Annotated in this window: 16 protein-coding genes; 12 read left to right on the top strand and 4 right to left on the bottom strand. The window is 70.9% G+C overall.

The genetic code is table 11. The features are described from left to right. Window positions 1–23: 23 nt before the first annotated feature. From ACZ4WV_RS03075 to ACZ4WV_RS03065, 3 genes are all read right to left on the bottom strand, one after another. Window positions 24–779, bottom strand: a complete 756-nt coding sequence (locus ACZ4WV_RS03075) for an ABC transporter ATP-binding protein (RefSeq protein ID WP_465742218.1) — start codon at window positions 777–779, stop codon at window positions 24–26. Window positions 780–1014: 235 nt separating this feature from the next. After that, window positions 1015–2409: an aspartate aminotransferase family protein gene (locus tag ACZ4WV_RS03070; protein WP_465742216.1), complete on the bottom strand. Its 1395-nt coding sequence runs from the start codon at window positions 2407–2409 to the stop codon at window positions 1015–1017. Next, window positions 2406–2879 carry an Lrp/AsnC family transcriptional regulator gene (locus ACZ4WV_RS03065; RefSeq protein WP_030306695.1) on the bottom strand — a complete coding sequence of 158 codons (474 nt, stop codon included), beginning with the start codon at window positions 2877–2879 and terminating at the stop codon, window positions 2406–2408. Before ACZ4WV_RS03065 ends, ACZ4WV_RS03070 begins: the two co-directional genes overlap by 4 nt. A 268-nt stretch (window positions 2880–3147) precedes the next feature. On the opposite strand from ACZ4WV_RS03065, the gene ACZ4WV_RS03060 reads away from it, so the two are divergent. The 3 genes from ACZ4WV_RS03060 (at window position 3148) to ACZ4WV_RS03050 (ending at window position 7467) form a co-directional block, all read left to right on the top strand. Beyond that, window positions 3148–4623 (top strand): gamma-aminobutyraldehyde dehydrogenase, encoded by a 1476-nt coding sequence (locus ACZ4WV_RS03060; protein WP_465742214.1) that lies wholly within the window; start codon window positions 3148–3150, stop codon window positions 4621–4623. A gap of 208 nt (window positions 4624–4831) precedes the next feature. Beyond that, window positions 4832–6190 (top strand): aminotransferase class III-fold pyridoxal phosphate-dependent enzyme, encoded by a 1359-nt coding sequence (locus ACZ4WV_RS03055; protein WP_465742212.1) that lies wholly within the window; start codon window positions 4832–4834, stop codon window positions 6188–6190. A 74-nt stretch (window positions 6191–6264) separates the two neighbouring features. Further along, window positions 6265–7467 (top strand): polyamine ABC transporter substrate-binding protein, encoded by a 1203-nt coding sequence (locus ACZ4WV_RS03050; protein WP_465742210.1) that lies wholly within the window; start codon window positions 6265–6267, stop codon window positions 7465–7467. A gap of 10 nt (window positions 7468–7477) precedes the next feature. On the opposite strand, the gene ACZ4WV_RS03045 is transcribed toward ACZ4WV_RS03050, so the two are convergent. Then, window positions 7478–9130 (bottom strand): PucR family transcriptional regulator, encoded by a 1653-nt coding sequence (locus tag ACZ4WV_RS03045; RefSeq protein ID WP_465742208.1) that lies wholly within the window; start codon window positions 9128–9130, stop codon window positions 7478–7480. Between the two features lie 437 nt (window positions 9131–9567). Here ACZ4WV_RS03045 and ACZ4WV_RS03040 point away from each other — a divergent pair, with 437 nt between their 5' ends. From ACZ4WV_RS03040 to ACZ4WV_RS03000, 9 genes are all read left to right on the top strand, one after another. Further along, entirely contained in the window at window positions 9568–11079 is a 1512-nt protein-coding gene (locus ACZ4WV_RS03040; RefSeq protein WP_465742206.1) for a gamma-aminobutyraldehyde dehydrogenase, read from the top strand. A gap of 53 nt (window positions 11080–11132) precedes the next feature. Next, a complete protein-coding gene (locus ACZ4WV_RS03035; RefSeq protein WP_465742204.1) occupies window positions 11133–12392 on the top strand; it encodes a polyamine ABC transporter substrate-binding protein in 1260 nt (419 codons plus the stop codon). Window positions 12393–12428: 36 nt separating this feature from the next. Continuing rightward, window positions 12429–13568, top strand: a complete 1140-nt coding sequence (locus tag ACZ4WV_RS03030; protein WP_465742202.1) for an ABC transporter ATP-binding protein — start codon at window positions 12429–12431, stop codon at window positions 13566–13568. Beyond that, window positions 13565–14509, top strand: a complete 945-nt coding sequence (locus ACZ4WV_RS03025; protein ID WP_465742200.1) for an ABC transporter permease — start codon at window positions 13565–13567, stop codon at window positions 14507–14509. The genes ACZ4WV_RS03030 and ACZ4WV_RS03025 overlap by 4 nt, the downstream gene beginning before the upstream one ends. Next, window positions 14509–15312 (top strand): ABC transporter permease, encoded by an 804-nt coding sequence (locus tag ACZ4WV_RS03020; RefSeq protein WP_465742198.1) that lies wholly within the window; start codon window positions 14509–14511, stop codon window positions 15310–15312. Before ACZ4WV_RS03025 ends, ACZ4WV_RS03020 begins: the two co-directional genes overlap by 1 nt. An 85-nt stretch (window positions 15313–15397) precedes the next feature. Continuing rightward, window positions 15398–16792 (top strand): NAD(P)/FAD-dependent oxidoreductase, encoded by a 1395-nt coding sequence (locus ACZ4WV_RS03015; RefSeq protein WP_465742196.1) that lies wholly within the window; start codon window positions 15398–15400, stop codon window positions 16790–16792. A gap of 205 nt (window positions 16793–16997) precedes the next feature. After that, the gene (locus ACZ4WV_RS03010; RefSeq protein WP_465742194.1) at window positions 16998–17438 is read left to right on the top strand and encodes a hypothetical protein; all 441 of its coding nucleotides are present in this window, start codon (window positions 16998–17000) and stop codon (window positions 17436–17438) included. An 81-nt stretch (window positions 17439–17519) separates the two neighbouring features. Then, the gene (locus ACZ4WV_RS03005; protein ID WP_465742192.1) at window positions 17520–18290 is read left to right on the top strand and encodes a nucleotidyl transferase AbiEii/AbiGii toxin family protein; all 771 of its coding nucleotides are present in this window, start codon (window positions 17520–17522) and stop codon (window positions 18288–18290) included. Window positions 18291–18527: 237 nt separating this feature from the next. Continuing rightward, window positions 18528–20051: a CoA-acylating methylmalonate-semialdehyde dehydrogenase gene (locus ACZ4WV_RS03000; protein ID WP_465742190.1), complete on the top strand. Its 1524-nt coding sequence runs from the start codon at window positions 18528–18530 to the stop codon at window positions 20049–20051. The last annotated feature ends 638 nt before the right edge of the window (window positions 20052–20689 follow it).

Here is a 20689-nt window from a genome sequence, read left to right as displayed (position 1 = left end):
ACTCTTTCAGCGGCTGGGCGTCGTCAGCGGCGGATGGCCGAGACGGCGGACGCGCCGGCCGTCCCCGGGGTGGCGGTGCCACGCGGGACGGGGGCGGCGGGGGCGGTGAGCCGTCCGTCGACGAGGGCGACGGCGCGGTCCGCGAACCGGACGAGCTCGGGGTCGTGGGTGGCCAGGACGAGGGTGAGCTGGTGCGATCGGGCCGCGCTGGTCAGTATCCGCAGGACCTGGTCGGCGGACTCGCGGTGCAGCGGGGCGGTGGGGTCGTCGGCGAAGACGACGGTCGGCAGGGGGGCGAGGGCGCGGGCCACGGCGATCCGCTGGCGCTGGCTCTGGACCAGCCGGTCGGGGCGGTGGCGGCCGATCTCGCCGACGTCGAGGCGCTCCAGCCACTCGTCGGCGGCGGTGTAGGCGGCCTTGTTGCCGGCCCCGGCGAGCAGCAGCGGCAGGGCGACGTTCTCGCGGGCGGTCAGTTCGGGCACGAGGTGCGGTTCCGAGCCGACGAAGCCGAAGCGCTCGCGGCGCAGCCGTTCGCGGCCGGCCCGGCCGAGGGTGTGCACGGGGGCGCTGTTGAACCAGACCTCGCCGTCGTCGACCGGGAGTTGGGCGGAGAGGCAGCCGAGCAGGGTGCTCTTGCCGGAGCCGCGCGGGCCGGTGACGGCGAGCACCTCGCCCTCGCGGACGCCGATCGAGATGCCGCGCAGCGCGGGGGTGCCGTAGTGGGACTTGACGATCCCTCGGGCCCACAGCACGTCGTTGTCAGGCGGTGCCGCTGACATGAGGTTCCATCCTGGGTGGCCGCAGGGATATGACAGTCGTCAGATTAGAACGACTGGGGCCTGGCGCGGTTGCGGCGCACTGGGCCATCACGGGCAAATCACCCGCATTCAGGCATGTTTGGTCCTGCGACTGTGATGTTCGTCGAGGGCGTGGCGGGAGTGGGAACGGCGAAGGGCGGCCCCGCGGGGAGCGGGGCCGCCCTTCGGCGGAGGGTGGGGAAGGAGGCTCAGGGGATCAGAGCTTCGCCCACGCGTCGGTGAGGCTGGTCCGCAGGATCTGCTCGATCTCGTCGAAGGTCGACTGGTCGGAGATCAGCGGCGGGGCCAGCTGGACGACCGGGTCGCCGCGGTCGTCGGCACGGCAGTACAGGCCGTTGTCGAACAGGGCCTTGGAGAGGAAGCCGTAGAGGACGCGCTCGGTCTCGTCCTCGTTGAAGGTCTCCTTGGTGACCTTGTCCTTCACGAGCTCGATGCCGTAGAAGTAGCCGTTGCCGCGGACGTCGCCGACGATCGGCAGGTCGCGCAGCTTGCTCAGGGTGCCCAGGAAGCGCGACTCGTTGTCGAGCACGTGCTGGTTCAGGCCCTCGCGCTCGAAGATGTCGAGGTTGGCGAGCGCCACGGCCGAGGAGACGGGGTGGCCGGCGAAGGTGTAGCCGTGCAGGAAGGTGTTGTCACCCTTGTAGAACGGCTCGGCGATGCGGTCCGAGATGATCGTGGCGCCGATCGGGGAGTAGCCCGAGGTCATGCCCTTGGCGCAGGTGATCATGTCCGGCACGTAGCCGAACTTGTCGGCGCCGAACATGGTGCCGAGGCGGCCGAAGGCGCAGATGACCTCGTCCGAGACCAGCAGCACGTCGTGGCGGTCGCAGATCTCGCGCAGGCGCTGGAAGTAGCCGGGCGGCGGCGGGAAGCAGCCACCGGCGTTCTGCACCGGCTCGACGAAGACGGCGGCGACGGTCTCGGGGCCCTCGAAGAGGATGGCCTCCTCGACCTGGTCGGCGCACCAGCGGCCGTACGCCTCGGGGTCGACGGTGCCGTCGGGGCCCTCGAGGTAGTGCGGGGCGCGGTAGATGTTGGTGTTCGGGGCCTTGTGGGTGCCCGGCACCAGCGGCTCGAACGGGGCCTTCAGGCCCGGCAGGCCGGTGATCGACAGCGCGCCCTGCGGGGTGCCGTGGTAGGCGATGGCGCGCGAGATGACCTTGTACTTGGTCGGCTTGCCGATCAGCTTGAAATACTGCTTGGCGAGCTTCCAGGCGGTCTCGACGGCCTCGCCGCCGCCGGTGGAGAAGAAGACCTTGTTCAGGTCGCCCGGGGCGTAGTTGGCCAGGCGCTCGGCCAGCTCGACGGCCTTGGGGTGCGCGTAGCTCCAGATCGGGAAGAACGCGAGTTCCTTGGCCTGCTTGGCGGCGACCTCGGCGAGCTCGGTGCGGCCGTGACCGGCCTGCACGACGAACAGGCCGGCCAGGCCGTCGATGTACTTCCGGCCCTTGTCGTCCCAGATGTACGTGCCCTCGCCCTTGACGATGGTCGGCACGGGGGAGTTCTCGTACGACGACATGCGGGTGAAGTGCATCCACAGGTGGTCGTAGGCGGTCTTGGAAAGGTCCTTCTGCGCCGGGTCGGCTGTCATCGGGTGCCCCAGGTGTAGGTCTGTTTCCGGAGCTTCAGATAAACGAAGCTCTCGGTGCTCCGCACGCCGGGAAGCGCGCGGATGCGCTTGTTGATCATTTCGAGCAGGTGCTCGTCGTCCTCGCAGACCAGTTCGGCCAGGAGGTCGAACGAGCCTGCGGTGCAGACGACGTAGTCGACCTCGTCGAGGGCGGCCAGCGCGTCGGCGACGGGCTCGATGTCACCCTCGACCCGGATGCCGACCATCGCCTGGCGGGTGAAGCCGACGGTGAGCGGGTCCGTGACGGCGACGATCTGCATCACGCCTTGGTCGAGCAGCTTCTGGACGCGCTGCCGCACGGCCGCCTCCGACAGGCCGACGGCCTTGCCGATGGCGGCGTACGGGCGTCGCCCGTCCTCCTGGAGCTGCTCGATGATCGCCTTGGAGGCGGCGTCGAGGGGAACGCTCGCGTTCCGGTCGCGGTTGGCCACGCCGCCACTGTGCCTGATCGTGCCCTCGTTCGCAAGCCTGGAAACTGCTGATTTCGTCGCGATCTTGGAAATCGCATACGGATTTCATCGTGTATCGCGGCCCAGGCTGTCGATCACGGCAGTCGTGCGGCTACTCTGGCACGGTACGCGCGCGCCCCCGCAGGACGGCGCGCGTTCCGCCACCAGTGGACCGCGCCGCTCCGGGCCCGGCCACTCGGCGCCCTTCGTCGGCCGGACCCGCCGACGTACCATGGCGCCGGAATCTGCAATGCCGCAGGCCCATCCCGAGGAGAGACCCGTGAGCGACCTTCGCACGCTGCGCAACTACATCAACGGTGAGCTCGTCGACGCGGCTGACGGCCGCACGCTCGACATCGTCGACCCGACCACCGGCGAGGTGTACGCGACGTCGCCGCTGTCCGGTGCCGCCGACGTGGACGCGGCCATGGCCGCGGCCGCCGCCGCGTTCCCGATCTGGCGCGACGCCACCCCGAGCACCCGGCAGAAGCTGCTGCTCAAGATCGCCGACGCGGTCGAGGCGCGGGCCGACGAGATCGTCGACGCCGAGGTGCGCAACACCGGCAAGCCCCGCGCGCTGACCCTCTCCGAGGAGATCGGCCCGATGGTGGACCAGATCCGCTTCTTCGCCGGTGCCGCCCGCCTGCTCGAAGGCAAGGCCGCCGGTGAGTACATGGACGGGATGACCTCGATCGTCCGCCGCGAGCCGGTCGGCGTCTGCGCCCAGGTCGCGCCGTGGAACTACCCGATGATGATGGCGGTGTGGAAGTTCGCCCCGGCCATCGCCGCGGGCAACACCGTGGTGCTGAAGCCCTCCGACACCACCCCGGCCTCCACCGTGCTGCTGGCCGAGATCATCGGCGGCATCCTCAAGGACATGGACCTGCCGGCCGGCGTCTTCAACGTCATCTGCGGTGACCGCGAGACCGGCCGCCTGATGGTCGAGCACAAGACCCCGGCGATGGCCTCCATCACCGGTTCGGTCCGGGCCGGCATCCAGGTCGCCGAGTCGGCCTCCAAGGACGTCAAGCGCGTCCACCTGGAGCTGGGCGGCAAGGCCCCGGTCGTGGTCTTCGACGACGCCGACATCGCCGAGGCCGTCGAGGGCATCTCGGTGGCGGGCTACTTCAACGCCGGCCAGGACTGCACCGCCGCCACCCGCGTGCTGGTGCACGAGTCGATCCACGACGCGTTCGTCGAGGCGCTGGCCAAGGCCGCCGCCGAGACCAAGACCGGTGGCGTGGACGACGAGGACGTGCTGTACGGCCCGCTGAACAACGCCAACCAGCTGAAGCAGGTCGCCGGCTTCATCGAGCGGCTGCCCGCCCACGCCAAGGTCGAGGCCGGCGGCCACCAGGTCGGCGACAAGGGCTACTTCTACGCCCCGACCGTCGTCTCGGGCCTGCGCCAGGACGACGAGATCATCCAGAACGAGGTCTTCGGCCCGGTCATCACCGTGCAGAAGTTCACCGACGAGGAGCAGGCCGTCGAGTACGCCAACGGCGTCGAGTACGCGCTGGCCTCCTCGGTGTGGACCAAGGACCACGCCCGCGCCATGCGGATGTCGCGCCGCCTGGACTTCGGCTGCGTCTGGATCAACACCCACATCCCGCTGGTCGCCGAGATGCCGCACGGCGGCTTCAAGAAGTCGGGCTACGGCAAGGACCTGTCGTCGTACGGCTTCGAGGACTACACCCGCGTGAAGCACGTCATGACGGCCATCTGAATCTCTGCCGAGCGCAGCACCACCGAGCGCAGTGCCGCCGAGCGCGGTACGAAGGCGGTCCGACGCTGACTCGGATCGTACGAACCGACCACAGGCCCGGGGCTTCTCCGCCCCGGGCCTCGTGTCTTTGCACCCTGTCGACGGATGGCGCGACCGACTGACAGGATGAACCTGCACTTCGCAGGTGACCCGCCCTAGCCTTACCGCCATGAGCATCCCCACCGCTGACTCAGCCGCCGGCCAGGCCGTCAAGGCCGCCGACCGCGCGCACGTCTTCCACTCGTGGTCCGCCCAGGCGCTGATCGACCCCCTCGCGGTGGCCGGTGCCGAGGGCTCGTACTTCTGGGACTACGACGGCAACCGCTACCTCGACTTCTCCTCGCAGCTGGTCAACACCAACATCGGCCACCAGCACCCGAAGGTGGTCGCCGCGATCCAGGAGCAGGCGGCGAAGCTCTGCACCCTCGCCCCCGGCTTCGCGGTCGAGGCGCGCAGCGAGGCAGCCCGGATGATCGCCGAGCGCACGCCCGGCGACCTGGACAAGATCTTCTTCACCAACGGCGGCGCCGAGGCCAACGAGAACGCCATCCGGCTGGCCCGGCTGCACACCGGCCGGCAGAAGGTCCTGTCCACCTACCGCTCGTACCACGGCGCCACCGCCAACGCGATCGCGCTCACCGGCGACCCCCGGCGCTGGGCCAACGAGACCGGTGTCTCCGGCGTGGTGCACTTCTGGGGCCCGTACCCCTACCGTTCCAACTTCCACGCCGAGAACGAGGCGCAGGAGTGCGAGCGCGCGCTGGAGCACCTGGAGCAGGTGATCGCGTTCGAGGGGCCGGGCACGGTCGCGGCGGTCATCCTGGAGACGGTGGTCGGCACCGCGGGCATCCTGATCCCGCCGGCGGGCTACCTGGCCGGGGTGCGGGAGATCTGCGACCGCTACGGCATCGTGTTCATCCTGGACGAGGTGATGGCCGGCTTCGGGCGCACCGGGGCGTGGTTCGCCGCCGACCACTGGGGCGTCACCCCGGACCTGCTGACCTTCGCCAAGGGCGTCAACTCCGGTTACGTGCCGCTGGGCGGCGTGGCGATCAGCGCCGAGATCGCGGCCACCTTCGCCGAGCGGCCCTTCCCCGGCGGGCTCACCTACTCCGGGCACCCGCTGGCCTGCGCCTCGGCCGTGGCCACCATCACCGCCATGGCGGAGGAGGGCATCGTCGAGAACGCCCGCCACATCGGCGAGACGGTGATCGGCCCCGGTCTGCGCGAGCTGGCCGAGCGGCACCCCTCGATCGGCGAGGTGCGCGGGCTGGGCGTGTTCTGGGCGCTCGACCTGGTGAAGGACCGGACGACCCGGGAGCCGCTCGTCCCGTACAACGCCGCCGGCGCCGCCAACGCGCCGATGGCCGAGCTGGCCGCCGCCTGCAAGCAGCGCGGGCTCTGGCCGTTCGTCAACATGAACCGCTTCCACGTCGTCCCGCCGTGCACCGTCACCGAGGAGGAGGCCAAGACGGGCCTCGCGGTGCTGGACGAGGTGCTGTCGCTCACCGACGCGCACACTGTCTGACGTACCTACCAGGACGGCCCCGGGCACCCGTGTCGTGCGTGCCCGGGGCCGTCCCACGCTCCGGAAGGCCCGCCATGCCCAGCAGCACCACCCAGACCCGCCGTTCGCCCAACCCGCGCTCGCTGCGCCGACGTTCCGTCCTCGGCGGGGCCGCACTGCTCGGGGCCGGCACGCTGACCGGCTGCGGAATCCCGTCCGCGTACGTCGCCGAGGACCGCCGCTCGGCGCCGGACCGCTCGGAGAGCGACAAGCGGCTCGCCTTCTCCAACTGGACGCAGTACATCGACACCGACGACCAGGGCGGACGCCCGACCCTGGACGGGTTCACCGCGAAGACCGGGATCGCGGTCACCTACACCGAGGACATCAACGACAACGACGAGTTCTTCGGCAAGATCAGCCCGGTGCTCACCCAGGGCGCCGACCCGGGCCGGGACCTGATGGTGATCAGCGACTGGATGGCCGGGCGGTACGTCTCGCTCGGCTGGGTGCAGGCCATGGACCGGGCCGACCTGCCCAACGTCACCGCCAACCTGGACCCGCAGCTCGCGAACCCGGCCTTCGACCCCGGGCGCCGGCGCAGTGTGCCCTGGCAGTCCGGGATCACCGGCATCGCGTACAACCGCAAGGCGCTCGGCCGGGAGATCAAGTCCACCGCCGACCTCTGGGCGCCCGACCTCAAGGGCCGGATCACGCTGTTCGCCGGACTGGACGAGGCGCTCGGGCTGCTGATGCTCTCCCAGGGCGCGGACATCGCCACGTTCGGCGACGACGACGCGAACAGGGCGATGGACCTGGTGCAGAAGATGGTCGACACCGGCCACATCCGCCGCTTCACCGGCAACGACTACACCAGCGACCTCGCCTCCGGTGCGGCGCTCGCCTGCCAGGCCTACTCCGGCGACGCCGTGCAACTCACCGCCGAGAACCCGGACATCGCCTTCGTGGTGCCCGAGGAGGGCGGCGAGCTGTGGGCGGAGAGCCTGATGATCCCCAACCGGGCCGTCCACAAGCGCAACGCCGAGCTGCTGATCGACTACTACTACCAGCCGGAGGTGGCCGCCGACCTCGCCGCGGCCGTCCAGTACATCTGCCCGGTGCCGGCCGCCCGTGAGGTGCTGGCGGCCAGCGGCGACAAGGACAAGGCCGAACTCGCCGAGAACCCGCTGGTGTTCCCGACCGAGGAGATGCGCGCCCGGCTGCGCACCATGCGCGACGTCACCTCGGCGGAGCGGCCCGTGCTGCACAAGGTCTGGGGGCGGATCACCGGGGTGTGAGGCCGGTGCCTCAGCGCCGGACGGCGTCCAGGGCGAGCAGGGCGACGTGCAGGGAGAGGCAGGACTCGACCTGGTCGAGGTCGACGCCGAGGATCCGCTCGACCTTGTGCAGCCGGTCGTAGAAGGACGGCCGGGACAGGTGCGCGGCATCGGCCGCCGCCGACTTGTTCCGGCCCTGCTCCAGGTAGATCCGCAGCATCTGCACCAACTGGCCGTTGTGTTCGGCGTCGTGGGCCAGCAGCGGGCCCAGCTCCCGTTCCACGTAGGTCTGCAGCCGGGCGTCGTCGCGCAGCAGGTGCAGCAGGCCGCGCAACCGGACGTCGGGCAGCCGGTAGTAGGAGGCGGTGCGGCCGCCGGGCGCGTCGTGCAGGGCGGCGTCGGCGACCTGGGTGGCCTCCAGCAGGGTGCGCCGGGCGTCGCGGACCGAGCCGACCGAGGAGCCGACCGCGACCACCGGCCCTGGTGCGTCGGCGCCCTCCCGGCCCGCCTCGGCGGACATCCGGCGCAGGGCGGCCGAGAAGGAGTCCAGCGAGGCGTGCTCGTCCTGCTGGGTGCCGAGCGCGATCAGCAGGCCCACGCCCTCGTCGTCCAGCGCGCCGACCAGCGCGGACAGCCGGCAGGCCCGAACGGCGTCGGCGGCCAGCTCGGTGAAGTCGCGCAGCCGGGCCTGGGCTTCCAGGGCGGCCGGGATCGGCCCGCGGCGCTGGCGCAGCACCACGCCGACCAGCCGGCGGCCCTCCAGCGGGACACCGAGCGCCTGGGCGCGCAGCGCCGCCTCGGAGACCGTCAGGGCGTGGGTCAGGATGCCGGAGAGCAAGGTGCGGTGGGTCTGCCGCTCCAGGCTCTCCCGGTCGCGCACCACCAGCCGGTTGAGCGCCAGCGCGGAGGCGCCGCGCTCCAGCAGCATGGCGTGCGGGTGGGGCTCGCCCCCGGGCAGCGGGCCCGGCTCCTGGAGCAGGACCAGCCGGCCCCAGTCCTGGCCCCGCGCGCCGACGGTGGTCACCAGCCAGCCGCTGCGCGGATCGTGGCCGGTGCGGCCGGGCGGGCGGACGCCGCGCGAGCGGCGCTCCCAGTCCTCCAGCAGCTCGGTCTCCGGGCGTCCGGCGGTGTCGTGGGCGAGCACCTGGTGGGCCAGGTTCTCCAGGACCACCGGCGCGCCCGCCATCCGGGCCACCTGGCGGATCACCTCGGGCGGCTCCGCGCCCTCCACGACCAGCTCGTTGAACACCTGGTGGACGGACTCGGAGACGCGCAGCTGCTCCAACTGGGCGTTGACCACCAGGGCGTGCACGGCCTCGGTGACGGCGACGAAGCGCACCTCGCGGCGGAGGGCGATCAGCGGCAGCCCGCGCTGCTCGGCGGCGTTCACCAGGGCGCGCGGCAGCGACTCGAAGTAGCGCCGGCCGAACTCGACCACCAGGCCGGCCACCCCGACCTCGTCCAGCTCCCGGACGTAGCGGGCCAGGCCCTCGCGCTGCTCCGGCAGGGCGATGCCGGTGGTCAGCACGAGCTCGCCGCCCTGGAGCATCCCGGCGACGTCGGGCAGCTCGCTCACGTGGACCCAGCGGACCGGCCGCTCCAGGCGGTCGGCGCCGGCCACCACCTGGGGCAGGCCGCGGCGCATCACCTCCAGGTCGAGTACGCGGGCGACGGTGGGGAGCATCGCGGGCCTCCATGGTCACGAGGGAGAGCTGAGCTGAAGGGAAGCGGGGGCGGTCGAGGGGACCGGATGGTCAGGGCCGCCGTGGCGGTCGAGGTGCCGGGCGAAGTCAAGGTGTCAGGTGAATGATCCATCCTCCCGACGACCTGTCGCCCTGTCGCGGTCCTTGCACCCTGTAAGGCGCTTCCACCGGCCGTTGGCGGAGTGACCCTTGTCACGCCCGGGCAGCAGCGGGCATGGTCAGCGGGTCAGCCGTGGCGGAAAGCCCATCCCGCACAGGAATCCGTCGCGTGACCAGAAAGCAACAGCGGAATCCCTTGCCCAGAACCCGCCGGACTGTCAGGATCGCGCAACCCCCAGTGATCGGCACGGCGGAGTCCGCTACCCGCGGAGCGCGATGTCGCCACGCGCAGTCGTACCACCGGCACTTGGAGGAACAGATGGACCTGACCGATTTCGGGGCGGGCGCGCAGTACATCGCGGGTCGCCTGACCCGGGGCGGCGGCGAGCCCTTCCAGGTCGTCAACCCCGCCGACGGCGGCGTGGTCGAGGAGGTGGCCCTGGCCACCCGCGCCGACGTGGACAGCGCCGTCGCCGCCGCGAAGGCGGCGCTGCCCGGCTGGGCCGGCGCCACCCCGGGTACGCGGTCCGAGGCGCTCACCCGGCTGGCCGCCGTACTGGCCGGGGCGGCGCCGGACCTCGCCCGGGTGGAGACCGCGCAGACGGGCAAGCCGGTCAAGCTGGCCACCGAGTTCGACGTCCCCGGCACCGTCGACAACGCCGCCTTCTTCGCCGGCGCCGCCCGCAACCTCGAGGGCAAGGCGGCCGGCGAGTACTCGGGCGACCACACGTCCTACGTACGGCGCGAGGCGATCGGCGTGGTCGGCTCGATCTCGCCGTGGAACTACCCGCTGCAGATGGCGGCCTGGAAGATCCTCCCGGCCGTCGCGGCGGGCAACACCATCGTCCTCAAGCCGGCCGAGCTGACCCCGCTGACCTCGCTGATGTTCGCCCGGGCCTGTACCGAGGCGGGCATTCCGGACGGTGTGGTCAACGTCGTCACCGGCGCCGGGCGCACGGCGGGCGAGCACCTGGTCGCCCACCCCGACGTCGCGATGGTCTCCTTCACCGGCTCCACCGCCGTCGGCAAGCGGGTCGCCGAGCTCGCCACCGCGAGCGTCAAGCGCACCCACCTCGAACTCGGCGGCAAGGCCCCCTTCGTGGTCTTCGACGACGCCGACCTGGACGCGGCGGTGCACGGCGCCGTCGCCGCCTCGCTGATCAACGGCGGGCAGGACTGCACCGCCGCCACCCGCGCCTATGTCCAGCGCCCGCTGTACGAGGCCTTCGTGGCCGGGGTGGCCGAGCTGTTCGCGGCGATCCGGATCGGCGACCCGCGCGACCCGCGGACCGACCTCGGCCCGCTGGTCTCCCACGCCCACCGGGACCGGGTGGCCGGCTTCGTGCAGCGCGCCCGCTCGTACGCCACCGTCGTCACCGGCGGTTCCGCGCCGGAGAAGGGCCACGACGGCACCGACCTCACCCGCGGCGCCTACTACGCGCCGACCCTGATCACCGGCGCGGCCCAGGACAGCGAGGTGGTCCAGGGCGAGATCTTCGGCCCGGTGCTGGTCGTGCTGCCCTTCGACGGCGACGAGGAGGGCCTGCGGCTGGCCAACGACACCCCCTACGGCCTGGCCGCCTCCGCCTGGACGAGCAACGTGCACCGCTCGCTGCGCGCCACCCGGGAGATCGCCGCCGGCTGCGTCTGGGTCAACGACCACATCCCGATCATCAGCGAGATGCCGCACGGCGGCTACAAGGCGTCCGGCTACGGCAAGGACATGTCCCAGTACTCGCTGGACGAGTACACCCAGGTCAAGCACGTCATGTTCGACACCACCGCGGTGGCCCGCAAGGACTGGCACCGCACCGTCTTCGGAGACAGATAACCCGGACCAGGGCGCTTCCCCCCCGCGCCCTCTTCCCCCAGGAGGCCCGTTCCATGGCGTTCAAGGCGTTCAACGAGCTCACCGACGGCCTGCCCGAACCGGTCCGCAGGGCCTGGGAACGCAGCCTGACCAGCGGCCGGGCCGCACTCGGCCGCCGCGCCCTGCTGCGCGCCGCCGCCCTCACCGCCGGAGCGGGCACCCTGGCCGCCTGCGGTATCCCGGCGGCTTCCCGGGCGACCGGCGATTCCACCGCGAACGCCGCCAAGGACCTCTCGGAGACCGAGAAGGAGGTGAACTTCTCCAACTGGCCGCTCTACGTGGACACCGACGAGAAGGACAAGGAGAAGCACGGCACCCTGGAGGCCTTCACCGCCGCCACCGGCATCAAGGTCAACTACAACGAGGACGTCAACGACAACGTCGAGTTCTTCGGCAAGATCAAGCCGCAGCTCGCCTCCGGCCAGGACACCGGCCGCGACCTGATGGTGCTCACGGACTGGATGGCCGCCCGGCTGATCCGGCTCGGCTGGGTGCAGAAGCTCGACCCGGCGAACGTGACCACCGCGATCACCAACGTCGAGCCGCGCTTCCGCGCCCCCGACTGGGACCCGGGCCGGCTCTACTCCTACCCCTGGGCCGGCATCCAGGTCGTCGTCGCGTACAACCGCAAGGCGACCAAGGGCAAGGAGGTCACCAGCGTCTCCCAGCTGCTGGACGACCCCGAGCTGAAGGGCCGGGTCACCTTCCTGTCGGAGATGCGCGACAGCATCGGGATGGTCCTGCTGGAGATGGGCAAGGACCCGGCGAAGTTCACCGCCGACGACTTCGACGCCGCGATCGCCCGGGTGCAGAAGGCGGTCGACAACAAGCAGATCCGTCGCTTCACCGGCAACGACTACGGCCAGGAGCTGTCCTCCGGTGACATCGCGGCCTGCGTCGCCTGGGGCGGCGACCTGATCCAACTGCGGGTGGACAATCCGGACATCGAATTCGTCATCCCGGGGCACGGCTTCATCACCTCGACCGACAACCTGCTGATTCCGGCGAAGGCCCAGCACAAGACGAACGCGGAAAAGCTGATCGACTTCTACTATCAGCCGAAGATCGCGGCGCAGCTGGTCGCGGGCATCGGCTACGTCTCCGCCGTCACGGGGATGAAGGACGAGCTCGCCTCCCTCGCCCCGGACACCGCGGCCAACCCGCTGGTCGTACCCACCCCCGAGATGGCGGCCAAGGCGCACGTGTTCCGCACGCTCACCGAGAGCGAGGAGAGCGACTTCGAGCAGAAGTTCTCCAAGCTCATCGGCGCCTGACCCCCACTCACGGCAGAGAACCCAGGAAGACACCCCATGACAGACCAGCTGCGCGACGCGGCCGGCGGCGACGTCCGCCTCACCGGCATCGGCAAGACCTACGGCTCCTTCACCGCCGTCCACCCCCTCGACCTGACCGTCCCCCAGGGCTCCTTCTTCGCCCTCCTCGGCGCCTCCGGCTGCGGCAAGACCACCACCCTGCGCATGATCGCCGGCCTGGAGGAGCCCACCAGCGGCACCGTCCTGATCGGCGGCCAGGACGTCACCGCCCTCCCCCCGTACAAGCGGCCGGTGAACACCGTCTTCCAGAGCTACGCGCTCTTCCCGCACCTGGACATCTACGAGAACGTCGCCTTCGGCCTGCGCCGGCGCGGGAAGAAGGACGTCAAGAAGCAGGTCGACGACATGCTGGAACTGGTCGAGCTCGGCCAGTACGCCCGGCGCAAGCCCCACCAGCTCTCCGGAGGTCAGCAGCAGCGCGTCGCGGTCGCCCGCGCGCTGATCAACCACCCCCAGGTGCTGCTGCTGGACGAGCCGCTCGGCGCCCTCGACCTCAAGCTGCGCCGCCAGATGCAGCTGGAGCTCAAGCGGATCCAGACCGAGGTCGGCATCACCTTCGTCCACGTCACCCACGACCAGGAGGAGGCCATGACCATGGCCGACACCATCGCGGTGATGAACGGCGGCCGGGTCGAGCAACTGGGCGCGCCCGCCGAGCTGTACGAGAACCCCGCCAGCACCTTCGTGGCCAACTTCCTCGGCCAGTCCAACCTGCTGCCCGCCGAGGTCACCGGCGGCGCGGGCGAGGACCTGCTGGTCACCGTGGCCGGCACCCGCCTCGCCGTGCCGAAGGCGCGCTGCGACACCGACGCCAAGCGGGTCCACCTGGGCGTGCGCCCGGAGAAGATCACCATCACCCACGGCTCCGAGACGGTGGCCGAAGGCCGCAACGCGCTGGCCGGCACCGTCGTCGACTCCAGCTTCATCGGCGTCTCCACCCAGTACCTGGTGCGCACCGACGGCGGCCAGGAGGTCACCGTCTTCGAGCAGAACATGGAGCGCGACGCCCGGATCGTCCCCGGCGCCGGCGTGCTGCTGCACTGGAACCCGGCGCACTCCTTCGCCCTGGACGCCTCGCAGGCGATCGACGCGGGCACCGCGGAGGAGGCCGCATGACCGCCGCCACCCCGGCCGCGCCGGCCCAGGCCGTACCCCCGGACCGCGCCACGGTGCCCCCGGCGGAGCCGAAGCCGAAGCGCAAGCTCACCCCGTACTGGCTGCTGCTGCCCGGCATCGCCTGGCTGGTCGTCTTCTTCGCCGTGCCGATGGTGTACCAGGCGTCCACCTCGCTGCAGACCGGCTCGCTCGAAGCGGGCTTCAAGGTCACCTGGCACGTCTCGACCTACTGGGACGCCCTGGACGAGTACAAGTGGCACTTCGTCCGCTCGTTCTCCTACGCGGCGATCGCCACCGTGCTCTGCCTGGCCATCGGCTACCCGCTCGCGTACACCATCGCCTTCAAGGCGAGCCGGCGCTGGCGCAACGTCATCCTGATCCTGGTGATCGCGCCGTTCTTCACCAGCTTCCTGATCCGCACGCTGGCCTGGAAGACCATCCTGTCCGACGGCGGCCCGGTGGTCGGCGCGCTCGGCACCCTGCACGTCCTGGACGTCACCAACGCGCTCGGCCTCACCTCGGGGGACCGGGTGCTCGCCACCCCGCTCGCCGTGGTCTGCGGCCTGACCTACAACTTCCTGCCGTTCATGATCCTTCCGCTGTACACCTCGCTGGAGCGGATCGACCCCCGGCTGCACGAGGCGGCCGGAGACCTGTACGCCCGGCCGTTCACCACCTTCCGCAAGGTCACCTTCCCGATCTCGCTGCCGGGCGTGGTCGCGGGCACCCTGCTCACCTTCATCCCGGCGTCCGGCGACTACATCAACGCCCAGCTGCTCGGGTCGCCGAGCGAGCAGATGGTCGGCAACGGCATCCAGAAGCAGTTCCTGAACGTGCTCGACTACCCCACGGCCGCCGCACTGAGCTTCATCCTGATGGCCCTGATCCTGGGCATGGTGACGGTCTACATGCGCAAGGCCGGGACGGAGGAACTGGTCTGATGTCCCGGATTCTGAAGTGGGTCCGCGCCCACCTGGTGGTGCTGGCCGGCCTGCTGGCCCTCGCCTACCTCGTGCTGCCGAACCTGGTCGTGCTGGCCTTCTCGTTCAACAAGCCGGCCGGCAAGTTCAACTACGAGTGGAACGAGTTCTCCACCGACGCCTGGACCAACCCCTGCGGCGTGGCCGACATGTGCCAGTCGCTCTCGCTCAGCCTGCAGATCGCGGTGCTCGCCACCATCGGCGCCACCGTGCTCGGCACCATGGTCGCCTTCGCGCTGGCCCGCTACCGCTTCCGCGGCCGCTCGGCCACCACGGCGATGATCTTCCTGCCGATGGCCATGCCAGAGGTGGTCATGGCCGCCTCGCTGGGCACGCTGTTCCTCAACATGCGCATCCCGTTCGGCTTCACCACCATCCTCATCGCGCACATCATGTTCTGCCTCAGCTTCGTGGTGACGGCCGTCAAGGCGCGCGTGATGAGCATGGACCCCAGGCTCGAACAGGCCGCCCAGGACCTCTACGCGACGCCCACCCAGACCTTCCTGAAGATCACCCTGCCGCTGGCCGCCCCCGGCATCGCGGCCGGCGCGCTGCTCAGCTTCGCGCTGTCCTTCGACGACTTCATCATCACCCAGTTCAACTCGGGCCCGACCACGGTCACCTTCCCGATGTTCGTCTGGGGCGCCTCACAGCGCGGCATCCCGGTGCAGGTGAACGTCATCGGCACCGCGATGTTCATCGCCGCCGTCGCGCTGACCGTCGCCGGACAGTGGCTCGGCAACCGGCGGAAGGCGACCGCCTGACGCACCGCTCGCGCACGACCCGGCGTACGGTCGGCACGTGGTGACTCGCAACTGTCATCTATTCGCAGAAAGTGGCTGATAATGCATGGACTCCGCCCGCGCACTCAGTGACGCCAGGCCCACCCCCTTCTGGCTCGAGGACCCCGGCCGGCCGGCGGCGCAGCCCGCCCTCGTCGGCGACACCACCTGCGACCTGCTGGTCGTCGGCGGCGGCTACTCCGGCCTGTGGACCGCCCTCATCGCGAAGGAACGCGACCCCTCACTGGACGTCGTCCTGGTCGAGGGCCACGAGGTCGGGTGGGCCGCGTCCGGGCGCAACGGCGGATTCTGCGCGGCCAGCCTCACCCACGGATTCGGCAACGGCCTGCAGCGCTGGCCCGCCGAACTCACCCAGCTGGAACGCCTCGGTGCCGCCAACCTCGACGGCATCGAGGCCACCCTCAAGCGCTATGGCATCGACGCCGAGTGGGAGCGCACCGGCGAGATCGACGTCGCCACCCAGCCCCACCAGGTCGAGGAACTGCACGAGATCGCCGAGGCGGCCGCCCGCTACGGCTTCGACATCACCGTCCTGGACGCCGACCAGCTGCGCGCCGAGGTGGACTCGCCGACCTTCCTCGGCGGCCTCTGGGACAAGGAGGGCGTGGCGATGGTCCACCCCGCCAAGCTCGCCTGGGGCCTCAAGGACGCCTGCCTGAGCCAGGGCGTCCGAATCCACGAGCACACCCGGGCCACCGACCTACGCGAGCACGGCAGCGGCATGGCCGTCCGCACCCCCTACGGACGGGTGTTCGCCCGCCGCGTCGCGCTCGGCACCAACGTCTTCCCCTCCCTGCTCAAGCGCGTCCGCCCGTACATCGTCCCGGTGTACGACTACGCGCTGATGACGGAGCCGCTCAGCGCCGAGCAGCTCGCCGCCATCGGCTGGCGCGGCCGGCAGGGCCTCGGCGACAGCGCCAACAAGTTCCACTACTTCCGGCTCTCCGCCGACAACCGGATCCTCTGGGGCGGCTACGACGCCGTCTACCACTACGGCGGCCACGTCCGGCACGAGTACGACCAGCGGCCGGAGACCTTCCGCACCCTGGCGAACCACTTCTTCCGCTGCTTCCCGCAGCTGGAGGGGCTGCGCTTCACCCACGCCTGGGGCGGCGCCATCGACACCTGCAGCCGGTTCTCGGCGTTCTTCGACACCGCCTACCGGGGCAAGGTCGCCCACGCGACCGGATACACCGGGCTCGGCGTCGGCGCGACCCGCTTCGGCGCCGAGGTGATGCTCGACCTGCTCGCGGGCGAGCGCACCGAGCGCACCTCGCTGGACATGGTGCGCTCCAAGCCGCTGCCGTTCCCGCCGGAACCGGTGCGCTGGGCCGGGATCGAGATCACCACCCGCTCGCTGGAGCGGGCCGACCGCAACGGCGGACACCGCAACCTGTGGCTGCGTACGCTCGACCGGCTGGGGCTCGGCTTCGACAGCTGACTTCCGCGCTGTGGGTCCGGCTCGGCGCACCAATCGATCCGAGCCACGAGGCGAGTCACGATCCGAGCCACGACGCGAGTCACGGGATCCGAGTCGCGCGATCCGTGTAAGAGGGACCCGCCGTCCGCCTCTCCATGGTGACGGCGGGTCCCAGTCTGTCCCGCCGCGTCCGACCAGTACGAACGGCGAGAAGCGGGGACACGACATGGAGAGCACCGGACTGCACTGGCTCGCCGAGGTGGCACCCGACCCGGAGGCCTTCCGGGCGGAGTGGGAACGCACCGGGCTGGGCCTGATCCTGCTACCCGCCGGACGCCGTTGGGACGTCCTCGCCGTCCCCGGCCGGCTCGGGCGCCCCGCGCTGGACGTCCTGGGCACCGGCCTCTGCGGCCCCGTGATCACCGACTCCGGGGCCGAGTACGACGAGCACCTCAGCTTCCTGGTGCCGGTCGGCACGGCCGCCCGCTGGGTCGGCACCGGCGTGCGCAGCGCGGGGGAGGGCACCTGGATCGTCGTGCCGCACCCCGAACGCAGCAGCCGGGGCGTGCGCTGGCTGGTCCCGCCCGACGGCTCCGGGCGGCTCAACGACCCGGTGCTGCTGGAACTCGCCCTGCACGAGGCGGCGGCCGGGCTCGCCGGCTGGTAGCGCTCGGGCAGCCCGCCCCGCACGGTGCGGAGCGGGCGCCCGGATGACGCGCCGGGCGGGCGATCGCGTCAGACTGGAGGCGTGACCACCGCCCCGCACACCGTCGATGCCTCGTTTTGGCCGGGCCCCGCCCAGCTGCGGCTGGCCGCGGTGGCCGCCCCCGTCTGCGCCCGCGCCGGGCTGGCACTGGCCGGCGGGCACGCGCTGCGCGCCCACGGCGTCGCGGCCTGCCCGCAGGACGGGCTCACCCTGGTGACCGTCGACGCCGACCTGCCGGAGGCGGCCGCCGAGCTGGCCGAGGCCTACCGCGCGGCCGGCGGCGGTGTCGTCGACCGGCCCGGGACGCCGCGCCTGGAACAGCTGACCGTACGGCTGGCGCTGGGCGGGCGCACGCACTCGGTGGAGCTGCGCAAGGAACCGCTCGGCCACCGGCCGGTCCGGCTCGATCTGGGAGCCCACGCGGCCGACGAGTCGCCGGTGGTGCTGCCGGTGGCTGCCCTGGAGGACGCCGCGGCGCTCACCACCGCACTGCTGGTCGACCGGGGCATGCCGCGCGACCTGATCGACGTGTACGCCCTCACCCGGTTCTACCGGGAGGGCGAGCTGCTCGCGCTGGCGGGAGAACTGGACCCGGAGTTCCAGCCCACCGCGCTCGCCGACCGGCTGGAGACGCTGGCCGAGGCCGCGGACGGCCGGTTCCGCGCCCGTAGTCTCGAAGCCGGAGCGGTGGACGGGCTGAAGCGGTGGGCGCTGGCCTGGGCTCAGGACCTGCGGCTGGACCTGCTGGAAACCCAGGAGGCGGCGGACGGGCTGCACGACCCGTACCTGGAGGACGAGGAACCCGAGGCCTGAGCCCTGCCTTTCACAAGCTATCGGTTGCGGATCACGCGTCCGGCCCAGCAACCGGACGACCTGTAAGGCTGAATCCTCGATCCCCGTCAGCCTGGTCGTTGAGCCTGGCCATGGTGGCCACCAGACTGGGAGACGAGCGCGGTAGCCCCGTGAATTCCGTCGCCCAACCCCTGCGCGGGCGGCGCCAGACCGAACCGGTGGCACGACGCCGCCCGGGACTTCGGAGGCAGACGGACCTTGAGCAAGCACATCATTCACTGGATCGGCGGCAAGCCGGTCGCCACCGCCGGTGCGGCGCCCCGGCGCGGCGACATCTTCGACCCGGCCACTGGTCAGCTCTCCGGCCAGGTCGACTTCGCCGGGATCGCCGAGGTCGACCAGGCCGTGGCCGCCGCCGCCTCGGCCTTCGCCGACTGGCGCACCGCCTCGGTGGCCAAGCGCACCACGGTGCTCTTCGCCTTCCGCGAGCTGCTGAACGCCCGCCGGGACGAGCTGGCCTCGATCATCGTGTCCGAGCATGGCAAGGTGCACTCGGACGCGCTGGGCGAGATCGCCCGCGGCCTGGAGGTCGTCGAGTACGCCTGCGGCATCCCGCAGTTGCTCAAGGGCGGCTTCACCGAGCAGGCCTCCACCGGCATCGACGTCTACTCGATCCGTCAGCCGCTCGGCCCGGTTGCGATCATCTCGCCGTTCAACTTCCCGGCCATGGTGCCGATGTGGTTCTTCCCGATCGCCATCGCGGCCGGCAACACCGTCGTGGTGAAGCCCTCGGAGAAGGACCCGTCGGCCGCCAACTTCCTGGCCGAGCTGTGGAAGGAGGCCGGACTGCCGGACGGCGTCTTCAACGTCGTGCACGGTGACAAGGTGGCCGTCGACCGCCTGCTGGAGCACCCGGACATCAAGTCCGTCAGCTTCGTCGGCTCCACCCCGATCGCCCGCTACGTCTACGAGACCGGCACCCGCTACGGCAAGCGCGTGCAGGCCCTGGGCGGAGCCAAGAACCACATGCTGGTCCTGCCGGACGCCGACCTGGACCTCGCCGCCGACGCCGCCGTCAACGCCGGCTTCGGCGCGGCCGGCGAGCGCTGCATGGCCGTCTCCGTGCTGGTCGCGGTCGACCCGATCGGCGACGAGCTGGTCGACAAGATCAAGCAGCGGATCGCCGGCCTGAAGGTCGGCCCCGGCTGCAACGGCGACTCCGAGATGGGCCCGCTGGTCACCGGCCAGCACCGCGACAAGGTCACCTCCTACGTGGAGTCCGGCCTCGCCGACGGCGCCGAGCTCGCGGTGGACGGCCGCAAGCACCCGGTCACCACCGAGGACGCGAACGGCGCCCCCACGGCGGACGGCTTCTGGCTCGGCCCCACGCTGTTCGACCACGTGAAGCCCGGCATGTCGGTGTACAACGACGAGATCTTCGGCCCGGTCCTGTCGGTCGTGCGCGTCGCCTCCTACGAGGAGGGCCTGGCGCTCATCAACGCCAACCCCTACGGCAACGGAACGGCGCTCTTCACCAATGACGGCGGCGCCGCCCGGCGCTTCCAGTTCGAGGTCGAGGTCGGCATGGTCGGCATCAACGTGCCGATCCCCGTGCCGGTCGCGTACTACTCGTTCGGCGGCTGGAAGGCGTCGCTCTTCGGCGACACCCACGCGTACGGCCCGGACGGCGTGCACTTCTTCACCCGTGGCAAGGCGGTGACCCAGCGCTGGCTGGACCCGTCGCACGGCGGCATCAACCTCGGCTTCCCCACCAACAGCTGAGCCCGGGGCTCCGGGACCAACCGCAGAGCCCCCATCGCCCGTCGGGCCGGCCGGCCTCCGCTCCTCGGAGACCGGCCGGCCCTTTTGCTCGTCGTTTGCATCCGCCCGCCGAAGCGCGTACAGTTCTTCGAGCTGCCTGGCAGGGAGCACCGGACACGCGTCTGCGCGGACGGTCCCGGGGTAGCCAATCCTCTGAAACACCACTTCCGGTTCGTGCCGGTCGTTTCGCTTTGCGCGGTGCGGCTCGGTGCTTATTCGCTGTGCTCGTTTTATCGGATTGCGGCCGATTCGCTTTTCGGAGCGGGGATCGGCTAGAGTTTGAAACGTCGGACGGGGCATCAAACCCGGGAAGACGCCAGCGAGTTGGATGAACGAAGCGCCGGAAACGGAGCGGAAAACATCTGATAAGCTGGGAACACGAAAGAACGAAGCGCCCGGAGGGCCCGCTGGAAGGCGGCCTGAAGGAAGTGTCCGTTCCTTGAGAACTCAACAGCGTGCCAAAAGTCAACGCCAGATATGTTGACATCCCCGGCCTCGGTCTTGTGATCGGGGTTGGAGATTCCTTTTGAAATAACACTAGCGAGGACGCAGTGCGCGGGGCCGCCTTATTCCGGGGGTTGCCGTGCCGCTCAACGCGG

The sequence above is a fragment of the Kitasatospora sp. NPDC029312 genome (assembly GCF_055569215.1).
The sequence above is the reverse complement of the archived record's forward strand: the minus strand, read 5'-3'. Positions and strand labels throughout refer to the sequence as shown.